This is a genomic window from Phycisphaeraceae bacterium, from assembly GCA_015709595.1.
In the GTDB taxonomy this organism is placed as follows: domain Bacteria; phylum Planctomycetota; class Phycisphaerae; order Phycisphaerales; family SM1A02; genus CAADGA01.
On record CP054178.1, the window covers coordinates 1,652,777 to 1,673,986 of the forward strand.

The window sequence follows — 21,210 nt, forward strand, 5'->3', positions numbered from 1 at the left end:
CGACCGAACGATCGCAGGCGGGACGCCCGTGCCACTGATAGGAAGCGAAGGCGGAGCGCCTGCCTCACCAAGCATCGGAATGGTCGCTCGCTTCCTCACTTCGGCTCCGCGAAACGGATGTTGGTGTACCGCGCCCGCGCCGCGGCGTTGAAGGCACCCACCGTGTGATCCCAGACGGCGGTGCGGGCCGGTTCAATGATGATCGGGTGGTCCGGCAGGAACAGTCCCGCGGGGTGGTCCGGGTTGATCTGCCGATCCAGCAGGAAGCGGTGCAGCTCGTCGAACGACGCGGGCTGCGCGAAGGGACCGTCGATGCCCAGCCGGTACTGGAACCGTCCCGGCCCGGTGGAGAGCACCTGGATGCGCAGCGGTTGTTCATCCAGCTGAAACGGATCACGCTCCGCCTGGCTCTGCAGGTTGCGCGGCAGGTCGAGTCGGTACACCTCCTCGCCGACGCGGAAATTCGTCGCCACCATGAAATAGATCAGCAGCAGAAACACCACGTCGATCATGGCGGTCAGGTTGAGCGTGAGGCGCGCCCGGCCTCGCCCGCGCCGCGATCGCGCCGAGCGATGCTCCACCACGTCCTCATCCGGCAGGAAGGCGCGGGCGGCGTCGTGCGGCGCATCGGGTTCGAGCGGCGGATCGCTCACGAGCCGTCATCCTCCGGAATCACGACCAGGTTCACGCGCGGGCGGGTGTTCACCTGCCCGCTGCGCGACGCCGCCTCCACCACGGCGCGCATGGCCGGCTCCACCCACTCGTAGTGCGTGGCCCGGTCAGCGCGCAGGTTGACGTTCAGATTGGGGTTGGCGGCGTAGAGCGCCGCCAGGTGCGCGATCATTCCATCCACGCCGTCCTTCGTGGGCGGAAAGGCCCGGCCTCCAACGCGGTATGACTCGATCTCCGACGAGCCGCGCGACCGCGGAACCACGTTGATGACCACCCGTCGATCATCCTCCATGCGGGCCGTCAGCGGGCGCTCCGGCTGGGGCAGGTTGAGATCGACGTGCTCCACCTCCACGATCTGCGACACCAGCACGAAGAAGACGATAAGCAGAAACGTCACGTCGATCATCGGCGTGAGGTTGGCCTCCATCTCGGCTCGGCCGCGCCGGTAGACCGCGCTCACGACCTTGGCTCCGAGGGGGGCTTGGCGCCGCGCGACCTGGGCCGGAACTGGTTGAGCAGGTGCTCGGCGGTGTGCGTGGCCTCGGTGGTCAAGGCGTCGATGCGGTTGCGCACCACGGCGTAGCCCGCCAGGGCGGGAATGGCCACGATCAGCCCCCAGAAGGTCGTCACCAGCGCGGTGCCGATGCCGCTGGCGAGCTGGATCGGGTCCGCCGCCCCGCCCGCGATGACGATGGCCCGGAAGGCCAGGATCATGCCATACACCGTGCCGAACAGCCCGATCATCGGGGCCACCTGGCCCAGCACGTTGAGGTACTCGATGCGCCGCAGGCGGATGGTGGTGTGCTCGTCGGAGGCCAGCTCCAGCCCGCGGATCATGGCGGAGTAGCCGTGGCTGGCTTCGTTCAGTCCCGCGTTGATGACAGTGCTGAAGTAGCTGGCGTCGCGCGCCGTGAGCGCGATGGCGTCCTTGAAGCGGCCTTCCTTCAGGTGGCGCGTCACCTCCTCCACCACGCCGTCGGGCACGATCGCCTTGCGCTGGTTGGTGAGCGCCATGTGACCGATCAGGCCGATCGAGACCATCGAGAGCGCCAGCAGAAACCAGATGATCATGCTGCCGAGCAGCTCGATGGAGCGTTCGCCGGTGCGTGCGTCGGTGTGGGCGGAGTAGAAGAACACGCTGGCGAAGCTCTGCGCCGACGGCGCGGCCCGGGCGGCGCCGCCTTCGCCGCCCTCCCCCTGCGCCAGGGCGGGCAGCATCAGCAGGCACACCACACCGACCAGCACTCCCAATCGCACCACGGAACGAGTCATGCCATCTCCTGAGTGGAAAACTGACCAGAAACACTCATCGCGTTGGCGAGGAGCGATCGCGCCCGCTCAGCCAGCGCGGCGTCGCCGATCTGCTCGGCGATCCTGGCGGCCTCCTCGAACAGGCGCCGCGCCACGTCGGGGTTCTTGAGCGCATCGCGGTAGATCAGTCCGGTTTCGATCAGCCCCCGCGCCGCGGCCCGCCCGCCGGGGAAGTGGATCACCGCCTGCATGAACGCCACCGCCGCGTCCATCGGACGGCCAAGCCCGTTGAGCGCCAGCCCGCGGTGCACGAGCAACTGCCCCAGGTCGCGGTCCACCGGATTGCGGACCGCCCGCTCGCACGCCTTGAGGGCCTCGTCGAACTTCGAGGCGGCCAGCAACCGCTCGATGGATTCGGCGGAGTCGGGATCACCCGGCGTCGCGGGAGGCGAATCGCCCGGCGGCGTTGTGCCGGGGCGCGTGAGCGGGGGGGCGGGCGGCGTCGCACCTGGCGGCGTCACCACGCGACCCGTCCCGCTGCGCCCGGGTCTCGGCTTGCCCAGGTCGCGCATGGGAATGCCCGACACCGTCGAGCCGGCGCGGTAGCGCCGCTGCGCATTGTCCTGCTGCACGCGGTCGAACAACGGCCTGATGGCGGCATCCAGCCGGTCGAGCGTCTCACGCACCGTCACGTCACCATCGGGCGCCGCGGCCTTGCGCCTGGCGCGGTCGATATTCGTGATGGCCTCCGCCGCGCTGTTGAAGGTGGGTTCGTTCAGGCCGCAGGTGGGGACGAGGCGCGTCCAGACGGGCGAGGGGTCGAGTTCCAGCAGCGCCGCCAGGTTGGACGCCGCCTCGATGTAGTCGCCCGCCAGGTTGTGCGCCGTCGCCAGCCGCGCATGCAGCCACATGCGCTGCGGCTCGGTGGTCGCCCTGGCGTAGCCCGCCAGGAGTTTGTCCAGCGCGTCTTCGACCTCGCCGCGCGAGAGGAAGCGCTCGGCGTCGTCCAGCTCGACCAGACCGTCGAAGCGAATGGCGCTGATCGTCGCCGCGTCCACCTGCTTGAGATCACCGCCCGCGTCGGTGAAGAACACCTGTCCGCCTCGAACGGTCTGGACGCGGATGTCGGCCAGGCGCGTGCCGCCCGCGGTGATGACGTCGGCAAGGGCGCGCGGCGACGGGATGATGCACAGGAGCAGACCCGCGAGAACGGCGAGACGGATCGGCCTCGCGCGGTCGGCCATTGAGGCCGCCCGAGCGATCGCAGGCAGGACGCCTGCGCCACGGATGCCGGGGAACCGGAATGTCATCCATCGTGCAGCGATCATTGCAGTCCGATCCCCAGTTCGCGTCGGTCGAGAAACTTGTATCCGCGCGGGCCGCCGTGAATCTCCGCGATCTTGCGCAGCGTGTCCAGCGGATCGGGGTCGAGAAACTGCACGCATTGAATCTGCGTGCGTCGGCGACCCGTGGTCCGATCCACCGGGTTGAGCTGGTCCAGCAGGTCGAGCAGATCCTTCTGGTCGATCTCGAACACGCCCGCGCCGGTGATGTTGTTGCTCAGCAGAAAGATCACGTCGGGCTTGAACGACAGCCCCTTCTCGATGGCCGCCACGGGGTTGGAGCGGCCCGCGGGAATCACCGTGTCCCGCGCCCACTGCAGCACGCGGAGTTTCTCCTCCGCCGTGGCCCGCATCAGTCGCGTTCCGGGCGGGGCCGTCAGTGCGTCGTTCCTCTGAAAGAACACCACCGCGAACTCCTGGTCCGCCGAGAGGGCCTCGATGGAGCGGGCCAGCTCCTCGATGATGATGGGAAGCGTGCCGATCATCGAGCCGGAAGCGTCCACGATGTACACGATCTTGCGCGCGTTGGAGCCGGTCAGCCCCACGAACGACGCGGTGGCCTCGCGCGGCCTGGGGGCGAACTCCGCCAGCTCGCTGGGCGAGGCCGCGTCGGAGATGACGCTGAGCGGGTCGATCTCCAGCCGCCGCAACTGCTCGGTGAGCGTGGAGGCGACGGCGTCGGTGGGCCTCTGATCCTGCGCGGCCCGTTCGGTTTCGGGTGAGATGTTGGGGTTCATCAGCGCCAGCGGCTCGTACCGCGGCTGGTTGAAATCGGCGACGATGAGAACCGGGTCTTCCTCGCGCATCAGCCGAACCGCCGTCACCACCGCGAAGCCCAGCACGATCAGTCCGAGGTGGGCCACGAACGAGGTCACCCAGGGCAGCACGCGCTTGAGCCGCCGCTCCGCTTCGGTTTCCGCGCCCAGCTCGCGCAAATGCTCGGCCAGCGCATCGATGGGTTCAGCCGGGTGCGGCTGGGTCTCCGCCCCGACCGCCGCCCCGTCCGCCCCCGCCTCCGCCGCCAGGTCGCGCTGGGCCTCGATGAGCGCGGCCAGACCCCCGTCGGCCTCGTCGGCCTCATCGGCCAGGACGGGATGAACATCACCCGCGGTCACGCTTCTCTAGGATAACCAGGACCGGCCAAGAGGGCACGAACGCGTGGTGGCGACCGCGGGGCTCACCGGCTCTCACCCTCCCACGCAGGTTCTGCATGGTGCCGTCAGTTTCATTGGGGCGGGGTGAATGGTCACAGGCGGGACGCCTGTATCACTGACGCCTGCGCCGCTGACCCAGGCGGGTCAGGACTCCGCCTCGGCCCCTTCGTCGCCGCCCTTGAACAGGAAGCGGTCCAGACTCGCCGCCCCCGGACCCGTCACGACGATGCCCAGCGACATCACCAGCAGCGACAACTGCAGGTACATGATGGCGTTCTGCACGCCCTTCTCCGGCGACGACGCGAGGGCGAAGATGTTGAACCCCGCCTCGGTGAGCATCGGCCACGAAGTCAGGTAGAACGCCACGCCCATCACGCCCACCAGCGACAGCGCCCAGAAGCGTGCGAACAGCCCGACGAGCACCATCGCCCCGCCCACCAGTTCGGCGATGGTCGCCGCCCAGGCGAGGTACTTGGCGTACGGCTCGCCCGGCGTGCCCTTGAGCATGGTGGCGATGCCGTACAGCTTGTACGAACGCACCGTTTCACCGGCTGGCGGGGTGGGCGCCTGGCCCGCTCCTGCGTCGCCGCCGCCCTGCTGGGCGCCGGCATCGGTTCCGCCGCTGGTGGGGGGAACCGTGGGGGGCGTCGTAGGGGGGGTCTGTGTGCCGCCCTCATCCTGCCCGCCGCCGATCGGCTGGCCGCTGCCGCCCCCCGCGGGATCCTGCGGCGAGTACGAGGCGCGGTGCAGCGTCACGCCCGGCCCGGCCGCCAGCACGCCCAGCTCGCGCAGCGTCCTCAGGTCGTCGCCGGTGTAGTCCGTCTGCCCCAGTTTGCTCGCTCCGGCGGTGATGAACACCGCCCCCAGCACCAGCCGGGCCAGGAATGGAACGAAGTTGGCGGCGCAGGATTGACTGAATGCCATGACCATGCCTCCTGGAGCCCGATGGGCTACTTCCATGATCCTACCGACGTTCCGCCGCGGAGGAACCAGCGAACCTCGCGGGGGGAAGGTCGGCGACGGACTGGCCCGATCGGGTTTCCTGACGATAATCCTATCGGCTACTCTCCCGCGGGCGTGGCGAAACTGGCAGACGCGCCAGATTTAGGTTCTGGTGGGGCAACCCGTGGAGGTTCGAGTCCTCCCGCCCGCATGATGCCGATCCCCGCTCGGGCTGCGCCCGACAAGCGCCCGCCTCGTCTGCGACGAACCGGGTTGCGATGTCCGTCGCGCCAGACCTCCACCTTGTTCGGCATTGGACGATGGCTCTTGCGCGATTTTCTGACTGGCACGCCCCCGCCGGGCGTCCGTGTGATCCGGCCAGCCCGCAGCCCTCGTGGGGACGGAGCATGGAGCGTCGTCTGACGCCACCTGGGGCCGGCCATGCTCAGAAAACGTCCCCGTCGCACCGCAAGGCCTGGTAGGGCGTGCCAGACCTTGGCGGCGGGGTTTTTGGGGGGCGTGCGGCGCCCTGTCACCCCCCGCCCCGCCTCGGCGGAAACGACAGGTCCGGGTGCGGCGGCGCGGGCGGCACCTCCACCGGCTGCTCGGCGATCTTGCGCTTCAGGAACTCGATGGCGGCCTTGAGCTGCGCATCCTCGCCCCGGAAGGTCGCGTGGGGCGGGTTGTCCACCACGATGTCCGGGTCGACGCCGTGGCCTTCGATGAGCCATTCGCCCTCCGGGCCGTACACGCCGAACTCGGCGGCGGTGGCGATGCCGCGGTCCACCAGCACGTTGCTGCTGGTGAGCCAGATTTCGCCGCCCCACGTGCGCGTGCCGATGATCGTGCCCAGCCCGAGGCGGCGGATGCCTTCGGTGATGGCCTCGCCGTCCGAGGCGGTGCGCTCGTTGCACAGGATCACGATGTGCCCGCGGAAGGCGTACTGCATGTTCCAGTAGGGTTCGCCCGCGCGGCCCTGCCAGTAGAACCACGCCTTGCGCAGCAGTTCGGAGAGAATCCACGAGTCGATGTTGCCACCCCCGTTGTGGCGCACATCGATGACCAGCCCCTTGCGGTCGAAGACGGGGTAGAAGTCGCGCGTCCATTGCGCGATGTCGCCCGAGCCCATCGCCCGCAGGTGGACGTAGCCCATGTCGCCTTCGCCATCGCGCTCGACGATGAGCCGGCGTTCGTACTCCCACTCGGTGTAGCGCAGCCCGTCCTCCGCGCCCGGCGAGATGGGCGTGACGATGACCTGTCGCTCCTCCTCCGTCTCGCCGTCGCGCAGGTGCAGCAGCACCTGCTTGCCGGCCTGGTTCATGAGTAACTCGCCGAGGTCGCGTGCTTCGAGCACGGCGCGGCCGTTGAGGCGGATGATGACGTCGCCCGGCGCGATGTCCAGCCCGGGTCTGGCGAGGGGGGATCGCTCGCCGGGGTACTCGGGGTCGGTCTGGTGGATGTGCTGGATGACGTAGCCGCCCGCCGCCGGGTCGCGGACAAGCCGCGCGCCGAGGGCGGCGGGTTCGGCTCCGCGGGGGGCGGAGCGCTGGTCGCCCCCCCGCACGAAGGTGTGCAGGGCGGAGAGTTCGGCGACCATCTGGGCGATCACGTCGCTCAGCTCGGCGCGGGTGCGCACGCGATCGACGAGGGGTCGGTACTTCTCCAGCATGGCGGTCCAGTCCACGCCGTGCATGCCGCGGTCGTAGAAGTAATCACGCTCCAGGCGCCAGGCCTCGGTGAACATCTGCCGCCATTCATCGCGCGGGTCGACGGTGAAGCCCCAGCCGGAGAGGTTGACGCGGGAGTCGTTCATGTCCGCGGGTCCGCCGCCGATGTCGATGATGTGCATGGCGTCGCCCTTGCGGACGAGGGCCTTCCTGCGGTCCATCGAGTACTCGCCGAAGGAAATGTCCGACGCGATGGTTTTCGTTTCGATCTTCTTGTTGTTGAAGTCGAGCGCCACGAGATGGCGCGTCGATCCGCGGCCGGAGCCCTCGCGGGTGACGAAGAGCAGCCGCTTGTCGGTGGCGAAGAGGTTGGAGTAGTCGCCGTTGGGCACGGGCACTTCGTAGAGTCGATCGGCGAGCCCGTCGGCGTCGATGATGACGGGCCTGGCGGCGTCGGGCTTCTCGCTCTTCGCGGGCTTGTCGCCCGGCGGGGTTGTCGGCGCTTCCGCGCCGGCGGGGGCATCCGGTGCCGCGGGCGGCTCGCTCGGCGTCGGTTCGGTCGCGGGGGGGTTCGTCGTGGGCGGGGCCGACTTCTTCGGCTCGTCCTTCTTCGCCGCGTCGAGCTCGGTGTCGGGGTCGAAGGGGAACTTGAGTCCCTTCACGAGCGCCAGCGCGTAGATCTTCGTCGTTCGCTCGAAGTGCGGCTTGGGCGCACGGAAGCCCCATGGGCTGGGCACGCTCGATTGCAGGTGCCGCTCGCTGAGGAAGTAGAGCCACTGGCCGTCGGGCGTCCACGCGGGGGAGTGGCTGATCTGCCGGTCGGTGGTCAGCGCCAGCCGCGTGCCGTCCTCCACGTTCCGCACGATGATCTGGGGGTGCGAGTTCCTCGCGGGGCGCACGTACGCCAGCCACGTGCTGTCGGGCGACCAGGTGAGATTGGAGAAGGCGTCATCCCATTCGAGCCGGTCAATCTCGGTGTTCTCGCGCGTCTCGACGTTGTGCAGAAAGAGCCGCAGGTTCTTGTCGTGGTGAGCGATCCACCTGCCGTCGGGCGAGGGGATTCCCTCCCAGCGCAGCACCACGCCGTCGCTGGAAATCTGCTGCTTCTCGCCCATGCCGTTGGCGGGATGGGTCCAGAACTCGACCTCGCCCGATTCATCGGAGAGGGTGAGCAGCGTGGCGCCATCCGGCAGGAAGCGTGCATCGCGGTGCCGGACGGTGCGGTCGCGCGTGACCTCGATGAGCCGGCCTTGCTTGGCGGGAGCGACATAGATCTGACCGCGCGCGGTCATCACCACGCGGTCGCCGTCCGGCGAGAGGTGCGAACTGGTCACCCAGGAGAGCGGGTCGCCGACCCACTTCTCGCGGGTCTGATCGAAGTCCGATCCCAGGGCGATGGTCAGCCGGGTGACGCCGTCCGCCGCGATGTCGTAGCGCCACAGGTCCGCGCCGACCTGGTAGGTGATGCGCCCGTTCGTGAGGTCGGGTGAGAAGATATCGAAGCCCTCGTGGCGCGTGTGCTGCCGCGGATCCGTGCCGTCGGGCTTCATGGACCAGAGGTTCATGACGCCATCGCGGTCGGAGGCGAAGTAGATGCGGCCGTTCCAGAGCATGGGATCCTTGCTGGTTCCCGCGTAGTCGGCGGTCAGGTTGACGGCCTCCTCGCCCTCCACGCCCGACCAGCGCCAGATCTGCTCGACGGTGCCGCCCTTGTATCGCTTGGTGTGGCTGCCGTTGAAGGGAAGTCGGGTGAAGAACACGGCCCCGCTGTCGGGATCGATGACGCCGTCCGCCGCCTGGGCGAGCGGGAGGATGGTCTTCTCACCCGTGGCCGGGTCGAGCGTGAGGAGCTGCCAGTTGGGCAAGCCGGAGTGCGCCCGCGAGGCGTAGAGGATTCTGCCGTCCGCCGTCCACCCGCACACGCGGGCGGTGCGGCCTTCCCAGGTGCGCCGCTGAGGCGCCCCGCCGGTCAGCGGCATGGTGTAGACCTCGGTGGGTCCGTCGTACTGGGCGCTGAAGGCGACGGTGGCTCCATCGGGCGAGATGGCGGGGTGCGACTCCTCGCCCAGGTGCGTGGTGAGCCGCCGGGCCGTGTCCTCGCCGGCGCGCAGCACCCACAGGTCGCCCTCGGCGCAGAACACGGTCACATCGCCGCGGACGGCGGGCATGCGGTAGTAGCCCTGCGGGGTGGGCTGAGGCGCTGGCTGGGCCTGCCGGGCCACGGCGTGAACAGGCGCCGCGGTTGAGGTCAACCCAGCGAGGGCCAGCATGGTGAGCACGACGAACGAGAGAGCGGCGGAGCGGGTTCGCACGGGCGTCTCCGAAGAAGGCGAAGGGTCGGGGGCGAAAGGCCGGGGGGGCGGACCACGACCCGCCAGCCGCGGTGAATGCGGATCATACCGATTCACGGGCGCGGGGTGACGGCTTGCGGCCTGGGGTTGCGAGCCGAAAGCCCCTCACGTGCCACGGCTCTGGGAGCCGTGCGCGCGGTCCGTGGCCTTCGAGCGCGGGGACGCCCTGCGTGCCGCGTCCACTTCACGAGATTCCGCTTGCGCCGCCGGATGTCTCCCGCGCGCCTGTACGGCCGCACGGTCGTGGCACACGATCGAATGACCGACGGCCTGCCCTCCGTCAGAGGGCTGGCTCCGCGTGCAGACGCCGTCACGCCAAGACCCTTACGCCAGGATGTCCCCCACCACATGCCCATGCACATCCGTCAGGCGCATGTCGCGGCCGCCGAAGCGGAAGGTCAGCTTGGTGTGGTCGATGCCCAGCAGGTGCAGCATGGTGGCGTGCAGGTCGTAGACCTCCACCTTCCGGTCCACGCTCTTGTAGCCGTACTCGTCGGTGGCGCCGTAGGTCATGCCGCCCCTGATGCCGCCGCCCGCCAGCCAGATAGAGTAGCCGAAGGGGTTGTGGTCGCGTCCGTTGCTGCCCTGGGCGAAGGGCGTGCGGCCGAACTCCGCGGCCCAGATGACGAGCGTCTCGTCGAGAAGCCCGCGGCGCTTGAGGTCGGTGAGCAGCCCCGCGATGGGCTGATCGACGGCGCGGGCGTTGTTCTCGTGGCCTTCCTTCAGGTTGCCGTGCTGGTCCCAGCGGTCGGCGCCGACGTTGGGGCAGGTGAGTTCGATGAAGCGCACGCCCCGCTCGATGAGCCGCCTGGCCAGCAGGCACTGGGCGGCGTAGATGCGCGTGGGCTCGTACGAGGCGTCGATGCCGTAGAGGGACTTCGTCTCGGCAGTCTCGTCCGACAGGTCCATCAGGTCGGGCACGGCCATCTGCATGCGAAACGCCAGCTCGTAGTTGGCGATGGCGGACTCGATGGCGTCGTGCGCCGGCGTCGTTCCCGGCGCGGAGAGATCATCGATCGCGCGGGCCAGGTCGAGTTTGTTCCGCTGCAGCGCGGCGGTCGCCTCGGTCGGCTTGATGTTCGCCACCGCCTGACCCGTGGGCTTGAAGATCGACCCCTGGTACGTGGCGGGCAGGAAGCCCGAGCCGAAGCAGTCCAGCCCGCCGGGCGGGATCAGCCCGCCGTTGAGCACCACGAACCCCGGCAGGTTGCGGCATTCGCTGCCCAGGCCGTAGTTCACCCACGCGCCCATGCTGGGCCGCCCCGCCAGCCCCAGCCCGGTGTGCAGGAAGTAGTTGGCGTTGGTGTGCTCGGAGAACTCGGAGACCATCGAGCGGATGATGCACAGGTCATCGGCGCAGCGCCCCACGTGCGGGAACAGGTCGCTCACCGGCAGGCCCGACTCGCCATAGCGGCGGAACTTCCACGGCGAGCCCAGCGTGGCGCCGTTGTTGTTGAACTGCGTGGGCTCCATCGTCATGCCGAAGGGCTGGCCGCTCTCGGCGCTCAGACGCGGCTTGGGGTCGAAGGTGTCCACCTGCGAGGGGCCGCCATCCATGTACAGAAAGATGATGTTGCGGGCGCGCGGGGTGTGGTGGGGGAAGGGCGCAGGCGAAACGCCTGGGACACTGTCCGATGGACGCGCGACGCGGAGCGTCGCGCCACCCGGCCCGCCGAACGCCTTGTCCGCCAGCAGCCCCGCCAGCGCCACCATGCCGAAGCCGCCGGCGCAGCGTCGCAGCATGTCGCGGCGAGAAACGGGGGGCGGAATGAAGCGGCCGCAGTGGTGCATGGTGGGGCGGCGTGAGGTGATGAGGTGTGACGAAGTGCTGAGTTCCACAGTTGATCGGGCAGGACGAGTCCGAGTCGTCCGCGATCGAATCGGCATCCCATCCTACCGCGCCGGGACGGAGATGCACGCGCGAACTCGTGACCATCGACGGCGCCCGGTCGGCCGCGATTCTCCCCGGCCGGTCCGGTACTCCCATTCGCCCGCGGGCTCCCACATCCGCCCGCCGCCGCCCTATCCTGCATCATGCCCTTCACGATCGTCCGCTACGAGACCACGCCCAACCCCAACGCGCTCAAGTGCATTCTGGACCGGCCCATCAGCGCCGGGCCGCGCAGCTTTCTGAACGCGACGATGGCGGCGGGCGACCCGCTCGCGGCGGCGCTGTTCCGCGAGGCGCCCATCACCACCATCCTGATGAACGGCGGGTGGATGACGATCAACAAGAGGCCCGATGTGGAGTGGCGCTCGGTCAAGCCGAAGGTCGAGCGCGTGCTGGCCGCTGCTCCGGCGGCGACGCCGGATGCGCCGGTCGCCGCGTCGGAGCATTGAAATGCCCCGGAAGTTGAAACGCGGAGAGCGCGGAGCGAAGAGGAGAGATTGCGGCGATGGTGTCAGTGGCACAGGCGTCCCGCCTGCGACACCAGCAGTCATCACCCGCGCCATCATTGGCTGGTTCCGCGCGAGCGCCCGCGACCTGCCGTGGCGTCGGAGGCGATCCGGCTACGCCGCCCTGGTCTCCGAGGCCATGCTTCAGCAGACGCAGGTATCCCGCGTCGTTGAATCCTTCGAGCGGTTCATGCGGGCGTTTCCCACGGTCGAGCGCCTCGCCGACGCCGACGAGCAGCAGGTGCTGTCGCTGTGGCAGGGGCTCGGCTATTACCGACGCGCGAAGAATCTGCACGCCGCGGCGCGGATGATCCGCGATGAGTTCGGCGGTGTCGTGCCGCACGAGGTCGCCGAGCTTCGGCGTCTGCCCGGCGTGGGCCGTTACACCGCGGGGGCTATCGCCTCCATCGTCCACGGGCGGGCCGAGCCGATCGTGGATGGCAACGTGTCGCGCGTGCTGGCGCGGCTCCACGGCTGGCGGGATGAATCCACTTCAAAGGAGGCGGTGCGGCGCACGTGGGACGCCGCCGCCGCGCTGGTTCGGGAGGCGGACGACCCCGGCGCATTCAACGAAGGCATGATGGAACTGGGGGCGACGGTCTGCACGCCCGCCGCGCCCGCGTGCGGCTCGTGCCCGGCGGCGACCTGGTGCGAAGCGCGTCGGCTGGGCATTCAGCGGGAGATTCCCCCCGCCAAGGCGCCCGCCAGGCAGCGCCCCTGGCACCACCACGTCGTCGTCGTGAAGCGCGGCGACATGATTCTGCTCGAGCAGCGACCGGATCACGGCATGTGGGCGGGCATGTGGCAGGCGCCCACCGTCGAGGCGGCGCGATTGCTCCACGCGACGGAGATCGTTAAGTCACTCCGCCCGCGCGTGAGCCGGATCAGCTGGCTCGCCTCGTTCCCGCACCAGACCACCCATCGGCGCATCACGTTTCACGTCTTCGCGGCGACCACGCGCGTTCGCGCCGGCCAGTGGAGAGAGGCGAACAACCTGGCCGACCTGCCCATGAGCAACCCCCAGCGGCTGATTCTGAGCCAGTGGGGAAACGCGGGGGTGTGATCTGTGGATGTGCGGCGCGAGCCGGTCTGATCGCAAGGCGCGATCGTCGGGATGCCGGTTACCAGGCGCTCATCGCTTGATACCTCTTCCCCGTCACTTCCACGCATCCAGGAAGCCCTCGATCCACAACCCCTGCCACCAGCCGCGGCGGATGAGCATGCGGTGGTCGGACATCATGAAGACCTGGCCGTTGGTGAGTTTCACGAGGCGCAGCCGGGCGTTGCCCGTGCCGTAGCTCCACGTGCCGTTGCGCCAGTCGTAGAGCGAGACGCGGCCGCGGGCGTTGGCCATCTGCACGATGCGGGTGTTGTCGATGGGGCGGTCGAGCGTGTAGTCGAGGTAATCCTCGATGCCGTTGTCGCCGTACGACCAGGTCCGCATGCGCCACCCGTACAGCGAGACGCGCCCGCTGTCGAAGTAGTCGCCCGTGTCGCCGTAGTAGTCCCATGAACCGTTGAAGTCGTGGTCGTAGACGCCGGCGACGAACCTGGCGATGTCGGCCTGGGCCGGTCGGGTGAGCAGGGCCAGCAGCAGCGCCACGAACGCCAGGAAGCCCGCCTGCAGCACAGCGCGGCTGTCACCCGCGGATCGGTGGTCGGAGGTGGTGTCGGCAGCGTCGGTGCGATGGGACGTGGTCTTCATGGCTCGTTTCCCGCTGGGGGGTTTCATGAATGACCCGCACCGACGGTGGATCATCCATGATTTCGCCAGTTTTCCGGCAATGAACCATGCCGTCAGGCCAGGCGCGAACCCGGGTTCCGGGCGGGGGACCGCGAGAATCGTCGGGAAATCGCGTGGCGGACGATCCCGCACGAGGTACACTGACCTCAAGCGACCCGGCGCCATCGGATGGTCGGGTCGTCGCGTCGTCAGGAGGAGAGGATCATGCGCGGGAACGGGAGAATGGTGGCCGGGGTGCTGGCGGGCTCGCTGACCGGGTTGGCTGCGGGGTTGGCGATGGCCGATAACTTCCGCGGTCCGGAGTGGGTGGAAGAGGGCGACGCCGGTTCGCTGCCGGGCGGCGCCCAGAACACCACGGGAGAAGGTCCGCTCGGCGCGCTGCGGGGCATGCTGGGAATCGGCTTCGGCCAGCCCGACGCCGAGGACATGTATTGGATTCGGATCGACAATCCCAGTCAGTTCTCCGCTCGCACGCTGTCGCCCGGCTTCGCCCAGTTCGACTCGCAGCTGTGGCTCTTCCGCGCCAATGGACTGGGCCTGCTGGCCAACGATGATGCTCCCGACTCCGAGAGCGGCGAATCGCTCCTGCTGCCGCTGGCCAACGACGGCACCAACGCGCGGGTTGATCGACCGGGGTTGTACCTGCTGGCGATCACGATCTTCAACAACGACCCCTTCAGCAAGGGCGGCCCGATCTTCACGCAGGATCTGCGAACGGAGATCTCCGGTCCCGACGGGCCGGGCGGATCACTCCGCATCATCGGCTGGTCGGACAACCGGGGCGAAGGGTCGGGACAGTTGGAATATCGGATCATGCTGACCGGCGCTTCGTTCGCCAACCTGCCGGCTCCCGGCGTGTTGGGGGTGTTCGCCCTGGCGGGGTTGATGAAGCGAAGGCGGCGCTCCGAGTGAACTGGCGGCTCAGGGCCGCGTCGGTGCAGTTGGATTGCCGACATCTCCCGCACGCCGCACCACGTCCACCACGCCTTCCGTCTTTCCCACGCTGACGAGCGCCTTGAGGGCCTCGCTCACGGGCATCGACACCGCGTGGACCTTGCTGGCCTCGATGACGACCAGCCGCCCGGCGGTGGGCGTGGGCGAACCGGGGATGAAGACCGTGAACATCCGCCTTCCCGCGTCGTCCACCAGGTCGTTGGTCACCAGTCCGATCTCGACGCCCTTGCTGTCGCGCCCCGGCACCAGCACCACCTGCTGGAAGAGACCCTCACGACCCTCGCCGTAGCCCAGCACCTGCTTGAGCGTCTTGTACAGCGCGCCCAGGGCAGGCAGCGAATCGAACAGCCGGTCCAGCCGGTTCCATATCCACCGGCCCAGAAAGGTCGTCACCGTCAGTCCGATCAGGTAGATGATGATCGCCGCCGCCACCAGCCCGAGCCCGGGAAAGTACCACCATTGCCTGCGGACCCAGTCATTGGCGATGGTCGTTTCGAGGTAAACCACCGTCAGCACCGTGCCGCCGATGGGCAGCAGGGCGACGATGCCCGCGATGAAGACCCGTGCAAGATGGCGGCCGAGGGCGTGCATCGCCAGAGTGTGGCGGCCGGGACGCGGGTGTGTCAAGTTGGATGGGGAGAGAGGATCGCCGGCTCCCGGCTGTCGGCTTCCGACTTTCAGCCAGGCGCAGCCGGATCACTCATTCCTCGAGGCGCATGGCCACGATGGTCTGGTCGTCGCTCAGGGCGGCGGCGCCCACGTGGGCATCGAGCGCGTTGTTGATCGACTCCACGGTGCATCGCGCGGCGCCGGAGCAGTGCGCCACCGCGCGCTCGATGCCCGCGATGCCGAACATCTGGTGGCGGACGTCCATGGCCTCGGTGACGCCGTCCGTGTAGAGGATGATGGTCTCCCCCGGCTCAAAGCGGTCGGTGTGCTCGTCGAGTTTCTGCTCGGGGTCGATGCCCAGCGGATAGCCGCCCACGCGGTCGAGGCGGCGCATCGAATCGCCCTTCTTGACGAGCGGCGGGTTGTGCCCGGCGCGGGCGTAGGTGAACTCGCGCGTCTTCGCGTTGTACACGCCGTAGATCGCGGTGACGAAGGAGTTCTCGATGCGCTTCTGGCACAGGTGGTGGTTGGCGTGCTCCAGCACCGCCGCGGGCGAGTGCGTGTGCCCCGCGAAGGTATGCACGATGGCGTGCAGCATGGCCATCACCACCGCCGCCGAAGGCCCGTGGCCCGAGGCGTCGGCGATCAGGATGCCCCAGCGGCCCGACGGGTCGGGCGAACCATCCGGCAGGCGGTCGAGCGCGAAGAAGTCGTAGTAGTCGCCCCCCGCCTGTTCGCTGGTGCGGTAACTGGCGGCGAGCGACAGCCCGTGGATGGTCGGCAGCGGATCGGGCAGCAGGGCCCGCTGAATGCCGGCGATCTGCTCCACCTCGCGGCGGATGCGCGTGTTGGCTTCGCGCAGCTGTTGGGCCATCACCGCGTTCTTGGTCATTCCGCCCACCAGGTTGGCGCGCAGGATCGCGTCCTCCAGATCCTTCACGGTGAAGAAGTCCGGGTCGCGGTGCAGCGTGACCGACCAGTTGAGCGGCTCGCCGTTGTCGAAGATCGGCACCGCGATGAGCGACCCGTAGGGGGCCAGCAGGTCGCCGACGGCCGGGTCATCCTTGATGTCCAGGTGGTGGATCAGTTCCGGCCACGCCGAGCGGATCAGTTCACCGAAGAAGCCGCCCTTCATGGTGGGCAGCGTGTGCCACTGACGCCACGGGTCGTTGATGCGGGTCTCGGGCCGGTCGGGCACCTCGATGCGGGTGATCTTGTATTCCCCGGCGTTCAGCCCGCGCGTGGAGATGCCCACGTAGGCGTTGATGCCCAGCAGTTTCCCGATGCCTGAGCGGAAACGCTGGTAAATTTCCTGCGGCGTGGCGGCCCGGCTCACCGAACCAACCATCTCCATGAGCAGCGGGATGCGCGGATTGGTGGATGTATCCACGCAGTACATGCGCCGGATTCGATCCGCACTCAGAACGCGCTCGATGATGGGCGGCATGCTGCCGGTGGACACAATCACGCTCCTGGGCTTCCATGCCCCGGTTTCGATGCCCACATCCCGCGGGAGATACGTGCCATGCATGATACGCGGTTCGGGGATTGGCTCCGTGAAGCCATCATTCAGGCCGAGAAATCATGGCGTGAAGGAGGCATCCCCATCGGATCGGTGCTGGTGCGGCACGAAACCGGCGACATCGTCGCCCGCGGGCACAACCAGCGCGTCCAGACAGGCGACCCCACCGCCCACGCCGAGGTGGACTGCATCCGCAACGCCGGTCGCCGCCGGGACTGGCGTGAACTCACCCTCGTCTCCACGCTCAGCCCCTGCCCCATGTGCTCGGGCACGGCGATCCTCTTCCGCATCCCGCGCGTGGTGGTGGGCGAGCATCGCACGTTCATGGGCGCGGAGGACTGGATGAAGCGGAACGGCATCGACGTGACCGTGATGGACGACGAACGGTGCGTCGCCCTGATGGAGCGGCTGCAGCGTGAGAAACCGGACCTGTGGGCGGAGGACATCGGGAAGTGATTCTCGCCCACGACCCTGACGCGGCTCGCTACAGTCACCATCATGGCATCCGAGTCCGATGGCTCCACGAGGCGGGCGGTGCAGTGGGCGGGGCTGGCCCTGGGGCCGGCGCTGGCGCTGCTGGCCTACTGGCTGCTGCCCGCGACGTACGCCAACGCCGCCGGCGAGGTCGTGCCCTTCACTCCCGCCGGGCGGGCCACGCTGGCGATGATGATCTGGATGGGCACGTGGTGGCTGACGGAGGCGATCGACATCACCGCCACGGCGCTGCTGCCGCTGGCCGTGTTTCCGCTGCTTGGCATCGCGGGCATCAGGCAGGCCGCCGCTCCGTATGCGGATGAGACGATCTTTCTGTTCATGGGCGGGTTCATCCTGGCGCTCTCCATGCAGCGCTGGGGGCTGGACAAGCGCATCGCCCTGCTCACCCTGCGCGTGGTGGGCACGCACCCCATCAACATGGTGGGCGGGTTCATGCTGGCCACGGCGATGATCTCGGCGTTCGTGTCCAACACCGCCACGGCGGCGATGATGATGCCCATCGCGCTGTCGGTCATCAACCTCGTGCGCTCCCGTCTGGGCAAGCCGACCGTGGACGCCTCGAACCCCGGCGCCACGCCGCTGGGCCACTTCGGGCTGTGCCTGATGCTGGGCATCGCCTACGCCGCGTCGATCGGCGGGCTGGCGACGATCATCGGCTCGCCGCCCAACGTGATCGCGGTGGGGTTCCTGCGCGACCGCATCGCGCCGCAGCATCGGCTGGACATGAGTTTCGCGCAGTGGCTCGAGCTCGGGCTGCCGCTGACGCTGATCTTCCTGCCGCTCACCTGGCTGCTGCTGACGCGCGTGCTCTATCCCATCCGCATGGGCCGCATCGAAGGGGGCGGCGACATGATCCGGTCGGAGTTCCGCGCCCTGGGACGCGCGGGCCGGGGCGAGTGGATCACCTTCATCGTGTTCATCGTGACCGTGATGCTGTGGATCACGCGCCCGCTGCTGACCGCGGGCATCGGCGGATCGACCGATGCCGCCACGGGTGAGGCGTCGTGGGTCATTCCGCCCATTCCCGGGCTGACTGATGCGGTCATCGCCATGCTGGCGGCGCTCGTCCTGTTCATCCTGCCGGTGAACGCCAGGAAGCGCCAGTTCACCATGGACTGGCCCACGGCGTCGGGCCTGCCCTGGGGCATTCTGCTGCTCTTCGGCGGCGGGCTCTCGCTGGCCGGCGCGGTGCAGTCCAACGGCGTGGCGGAGTTTCTCGGCAGTCACGCGGGCGGGCTGAGCGCCCTGCCGGACTTCCTCATCGTGCTGATGGTGGTGCTGGCGATCATCTTTCTGACCGAGCTCACGTCGAATACCGCCACCACCGCGGCGCTCATCCCGGTGCTGGCGGGGCTGGCGCCGGGGCTGGGCGTCAGCCCATACCTGCTGGTCATTCCCGCCACGTTCGCGGCGAGCTGCGCCTTCATGCTGCCGGTGGCCACGCCCCCCAACGCCATCGTGTTCGGCACGGGGTTCGTGACGATCCCGCAGATGTGCAAGGCGGGGCTGTGGCTGAACCTGGTCGGCTCGGTGCTCATCACCATCGCGGCGTTCATCATTCTGCCGCACGCGCTGGGGGATCGGCTGTAGGCGCCGGGTTGATCGCGCCGCGCCATGCATCGCTTCCCCTATACTCATCGCCCGCCCCGGAGCACTCCTGCGCATGCGAGCCGTCATCACCGGCCAGATCGGCATGGACAAGAAGGCCTACCTCAACGCCGTGGCCCGGCTGGCGGGTGAGCGGGGCGTGCGGCTGGAGCTCTTCCACCTGGGCGACATGATGTACCGCGAGGGGCCGGACGTGCGTCCCGGGCGGATCCTCGACCTGCCGCTGTCGCGCCTCAACTCGCTGCGCCGCGCGGCCATGAAGGACGTCATCGCCTCCACCAGCCCCGCGCACGAGCACCCCAACGTCATTCTCAACACCCACGCCACCTTCCGCTGGCGTCACGGGCTGTTCCCCGCCTTCGACTTCGACCAGATTCAACTGCTCAAACCCAACATGTTCATCTGCCTGGTGGACAACATCGAGGTGGTCCACCACCGACTGCACGCCGAGCACGTGATCGACGCCACGCTGAAGGACTGCATGGTGTGGCGCGAGGAGGAGATTCTCGCCACCGAGCTGCTGGCCCAGTCGCTCGATTGCCGGGGCGAGTTCTACATTCTCTCGCGCGGCCGCCACGCCATGACCACCGAGACCTGTCTGCGTCTGGTGACGCGGCGCGACATGCGCAAGGTCTACCCCAGCTTCCCCATGAGCCACGTGGTGGACATGCCCGACATCCTGGCGGAGATCGATCACTTCCGCGCCGAGCTGGCGAAGCACTTCATCGCCTTCGACCCCGGCGACGTGGACGAGAAGCTCCTGCTGGACCGGGCCATCGCCGCGGCGCGTGCAGGACAGGACTGGATCGAAGTCGGTGGTTCTTCCGGCGGCTCGGCTCTCCGAGCCGAGTCGGTTGGCTCCGTTCCGGGCGTCGATCCGGAGCAGTCATCGATGAGCAAGGTCAGCCCAGCCATCAGAGATGAACCACGCGCGACGCGGAGCGCCGCGCCACCCATGCGCGTCTCGGTGCGCGAGGTGCTCGACATCGCCGGCGACATCGACGGGCAGATCTACATGCGCGACTTCAAGCTCATCGACCAGAGCGACATGATCTGCTCGTACATTCCCGAACTGCCGGGCGGCATTCCAGGACTGTCCTCGGGCGTGGAGCGCGAGCTGCAGCACGCCTTCGAGCACACCAAGGAGGTCTACGTGGTCTGGAAGCCGAAGAAGACCCCCTCACCCTTCATCACCGAAACCGCCACCAGGATCTTCCCGTCCGTGGATGACGCCCTGGACTACTTCGAAAAGCGAGGCATGTTCCCGGAACGCGACCTGTTCGGAAACTGATTCAGTTCTCGTGCGGCACACGCATCCGCGGTTCCAAACCCCCTGTGTCTTTCTCGTGCTCCTCTCGTGTTGAAGAACCATGACGCGATACGCCATGATCATGGCCGGCGGGTCGGGGACGCGGCTGTGGCCGATGAGCCGCAAGGCCGCGCCCAAGCAGTTGATCCCCTTCATCGGGGGGCGTTCGCTGCTGCAGGTCGCCGCCGAGCGCATCGAGCGGCTGGTGCCGGTCGAGCGGCAGCTCATCTGCACGAGTGAGTCGTTCCGCGGGTCAATCCGCGACTCTCTGCCGCGCTTCACCGATGAGCACATTCTCGGCGAGCCGGAAGCCCGCGACACCGTGAACGCGGTGGGACTCACCGCCGCGGTGCTGGCGGCGCGCGACCCCGGCGCCATCTTCGCCGTGCTCACCGCCGACCACCTGATTTCGCCTGAAGGGCGGTTCCGCGACACCATGGACACCGGCTTCCGGCTGGTGGAGCAGGATCCATCCCGGCTCGTCACCTTCTCCATCCAGCCCACCTACCCGGCCACCGGGTACGGCTATGTCGAACGGGGCGAGCCGATCCGCGGCTTCGAAGACTGCTGGCGCGTGGCCCGCTTCGTCGAGAAGCCCGATGAGCCGACCGCCAGACGCTACGTCGAGTCCGGTCGTTTCGGCTGGAACAGCGGCATGTTCGTCTTTTCGGCGCGGGGTTTCCTGCGCGCGTTGGAGCGGTTCTTTCCCGGCTCGCGCTCCGGGCTCGATGAAATCGCGCGCGACTGGGATACGCCGCGCCGGATTGACACGCTCCGCCGGGTGTATCCCACGCTGCCGAAGAAGAGCGTGGACTTCGCGGTGATGGAGCCGGCTTCGACCTCCGCCGACTGCCCCGTCTGCACCGTGAAGATGGCCGTCGAGTGGATTGATGTGGGCTCGTGGCCCAGTTATGGCGAGACGCTGCCGGCCGACGCCTCGGGCAACCGGGCCAACACGCCCACGCTGCACCTGGGCTCATCGAACGTGCTGGCGGTGTCGGATGACCCTTCGCACACGATCGCCACCATCGGTTGCCGCGACCTGATCGTGGTTCACACGCAGGACGTGACGCTGATCTGCCCGGCGTCGGAAGCCCAGCGCGTGAAGGACGCGGCCAACGCCGCCCCTCCCCTGTTGCAGTGACCCGCCGGGCCGGGCGGATACACTCCGGTGCCATCCGCCGCGATCACC

At 68.4% G+C, this 21,210-nt stretch carries 18 protein-coding genes and 1 tRNA gene; 8 read left to right on the forward strand and 11 right to left on the reverse strand.

All coding sequences use genetic code 11. The annotated features are described in order from the left end of the window. Nucleotides 1-95: 95 nt before the first annotated feature. The 6 genes from HRU76_06930 to HRU76_06955 form a co-directional block, all read right to left on the reverse strand. Complete coding sequence (locus HRU76_06930) at nucleotides 96-653, reverse strand: biopolymer transporter ExbD (protein ID QOJ17325.1); 558 nt, start codon at nucleotides 651-653, stop codon at nucleotides 96-98. After that, nucleotides 650-1,132, reverse strand: coding sequence for a biopolymer transporter ExbD (locus HRU76_06935; GenBank protein QOJ17326.1), 483 nt, complete (start codon nucleotides 1,130-1,132; stop codon nucleotides 650-652). Before HRU76_06935 ends, HRU76_06930 begins: the two co-directional genes overlap by 4 nt. Beyond that, complete coding sequence (locus HRU76_06940) at nucleotides 1,129-1,944, reverse strand: MotA/TolQ/ExbB proton channel family protein (GenBank protein QOJ17327.1); 816 nt, start codon at nucleotides 1,942-1,944, stop codon at nucleotides 1,129-1,131. The genes HRU76_06935 and HRU76_06940 overlap by 4 nt, the downstream gene beginning before the upstream one ends. After that, entirely contained in the window at nucleotides 1,941-3,167 is a 1,227-nt protein-coding gene (locus HRU76_06945; GenBank protein QOJ17328.1) for a hypothetical protein, read from the reverse strand. Before HRU76_06945 ends, HRU76_06940 begins: the two co-directional genes overlap by 4 nt. A gap of 80 nt (nucleotides 3,168-3,247) precedes the next feature. Continuing rightward, entirely contained in the window at nucleotides 3,248-4,381 is a 1,134-nt protein-coding gene (locus HRU76_06950; protein QOJ17329.1) for a hypothetical protein, read from the reverse strand. Between the two features lie 183 nt (nucleotides 4,382-4,564). Then, entirely contained in the window at nucleotides 4,565-5,344 is a 780-nt protein-coding gene (locus tag HRU76_06955; GenBank protein ID QOJ17330.1) for a DoxX family protein, read from the reverse strand. 147 nt (nucleotides 5,345-5,491) lie between these two features. Between HRU76_06955 and HRU76_06960 the strand changes: the two genes are divergently transcribed. After that, nucleotides 5,492-5,573 (forward strand) — tRNA-Leu (locus HRU76_06960). Nucleotides 5,574-5,894: 321 nt separating this feature from the next. Here HRU76_06960 and HRU76_06965 read toward each other — a convergent pair. Together HRU76_06965 and HRU76_06970 are read right to left on the reverse strand one after the other, a co-directional pair. Further along, on the reverse strand, nucleotides 5,895-9,341 hold the full coding sequence (locus HRU76_06965) for a PD40 domain-containing protein (GenBank protein QOJ17331.1): 3,447 nt from the start codon (nucleotides 9,339-9,341) through the stop codon (nucleotides 5,895-5,897). 363 nt (nucleotides 9,342-9,704) lie between these two features. Then, nucleotides 9,705-11,123: a DUF1501 domain-containing protein gene (locus HRU76_06970; protein ID QOJ19130.1), complete on the reverse strand. Its 1,419-nt coding sequence runs from the start codon at nucleotides 11,121-11,123 to the stop codon at nucleotides 9,705-9,707. 291 nt (nucleotides 11,124-11,414) lie between these two features. Between HRU76_06970 and HRU76_06975 the strand changes: the two genes are divergently transcribed. Both HRU76_06975 and mutY read left to right on the forward strand, forming a co-directional pair. Beyond that, nucleotides 11,415-11,720 (forward strand): NifU N-terminal domain-containing protein, encoded by a 306-nt coding sequence (locus tag HRU76_06975; protein ID QOJ17332.1) that lies wholly within the window; start codon nucleotides 11,415-11,417, stop codon nucleotides 11,718-11,720. A gap of 1 nt (nucleotide 11,721) precedes the next feature. Further along, nucleotides 11,722-12,840: an A/G-specific adenine glycosylase gene (gene mutY / locus HRU76_06980; protein QOJ17333.1), complete on the forward strand. Its 1,119-nt coding sequence runs from the start codon at nucleotides 11,722-11,724 to the stop codon at nucleotides 12,838-12,840. A 93-nt stretch (nucleotides 12,841-12,933) separates the two neighbouring features. Here the strand turns inward: mutY and HRU76_06985 are convergent, their stop codons facing one another. Beyond that, nucleotides 12,934-13,482 (reverse strand): hypothetical protein, encoded by a 549-nt coding sequence (locus tag HRU76_06985; protein ID QOJ17334.1) that lies wholly within the window; start codon nucleotides 13,480-13,482, stop codon nucleotides 12,934-12,936. Between the two features lie 243 nt (nucleotides 13,483-13,725). Here HRU76_06985 and HRU76_06990 point away from each other — a divergent pair, with 243 nt between their 5' ends. Beyond that, a complete protein-coding gene (locus tag HRU76_06990) occupies nucleotides 13,726-14,433 on the forward strand; it encodes a hypothetical protein (protein QOJ17335.1) in 708 nt (235 codons plus the stop codon). Nucleotides 14,434-14,442: 9 nt separating this feature from the next. On the opposite strand, the gene HRU76_06995 is transcribed toward HRU76_06990, so the two are convergent. Further along, nucleotides 14,443-15,066, reverse strand: a complete 624-nt coding sequence (locus HRU76_06995; GenBank protein QOJ17336.1) for a DUF502 domain-containing protein — start codon at nucleotides 15,064-15,066, stop codon at nucleotides 14,443-14,445. Between the two features lie 109 nt (nucleotides 15,067-15,175). Further along, complete coding sequence (locus tag HRU76_07000; GenBank protein ID QOJ17337.1) at nucleotides 15,176-16,615, reverse strand: serine/threonine-protein phosphatase; 1,440 nt, start codon at nucleotides 16,613-16,615, stop codon at nucleotides 15,176-15,178. Between HRU76_07000 and HRU76_07005 the strand changes: the two genes are divergently transcribed. The 4 genes from HRU76_07005 (at nucleotide 16,610) to HRU76_07020 (ending at nucleotide 21,162) form a co-directional block, all read left to right on the forward strand. Next, nucleotides 16,610-17,062 (forward strand): nucleoside deaminase, encoded by a 453-nt coding sequence (locus tag HRU76_07005; GenBank protein QOJ17338.1) that lies wholly within the window; start codon nucleotides 16,610-16,612, stop codon nucleotides 17,060-17,062. The genes HRU76_07000 and HRU76_07005 overlap by 6 nt on opposite strands. A 42-nt stretch (nucleotides 17,063-17,104) precedes the next feature. Beyond that, entirely contained in the window at nucleotides 17,105-18,691 is a 1,587-nt protein-coding gene (locus tag HRU76_07010; protein QOJ17339.1) for a DASS family sodium-coupled anion symporter, read from the forward strand. Nucleotides 18,692-18,764: 73 nt separating this feature from the next. Next, complete coding sequence (locus HRU76_07015; GenBank protein ID QOJ17340.1) at nucleotides 18,765-20,000, forward strand: AAA family ATPase; 1,236 nt, start codon at nucleotides 18,765-18,767, stop codon at nucleotides 19,998-20,000. A 94-nt stretch (nucleotides 20,001-20,094) separates the two neighbouring features. Continuing rightward, nucleotides 20,095-21,162, forward strand: a complete 1,068-nt coding sequence (locus HRU76_07020) for a mannose-1-phosphate guanylyltransferase (GenBank protein ID QOJ19131.1) — start codon at nucleotides 20,095-20,097, stop codon at nucleotides 21,160-21,162. Nucleotides 21,163-21,210: the final 48 nt, after the last annotated feature.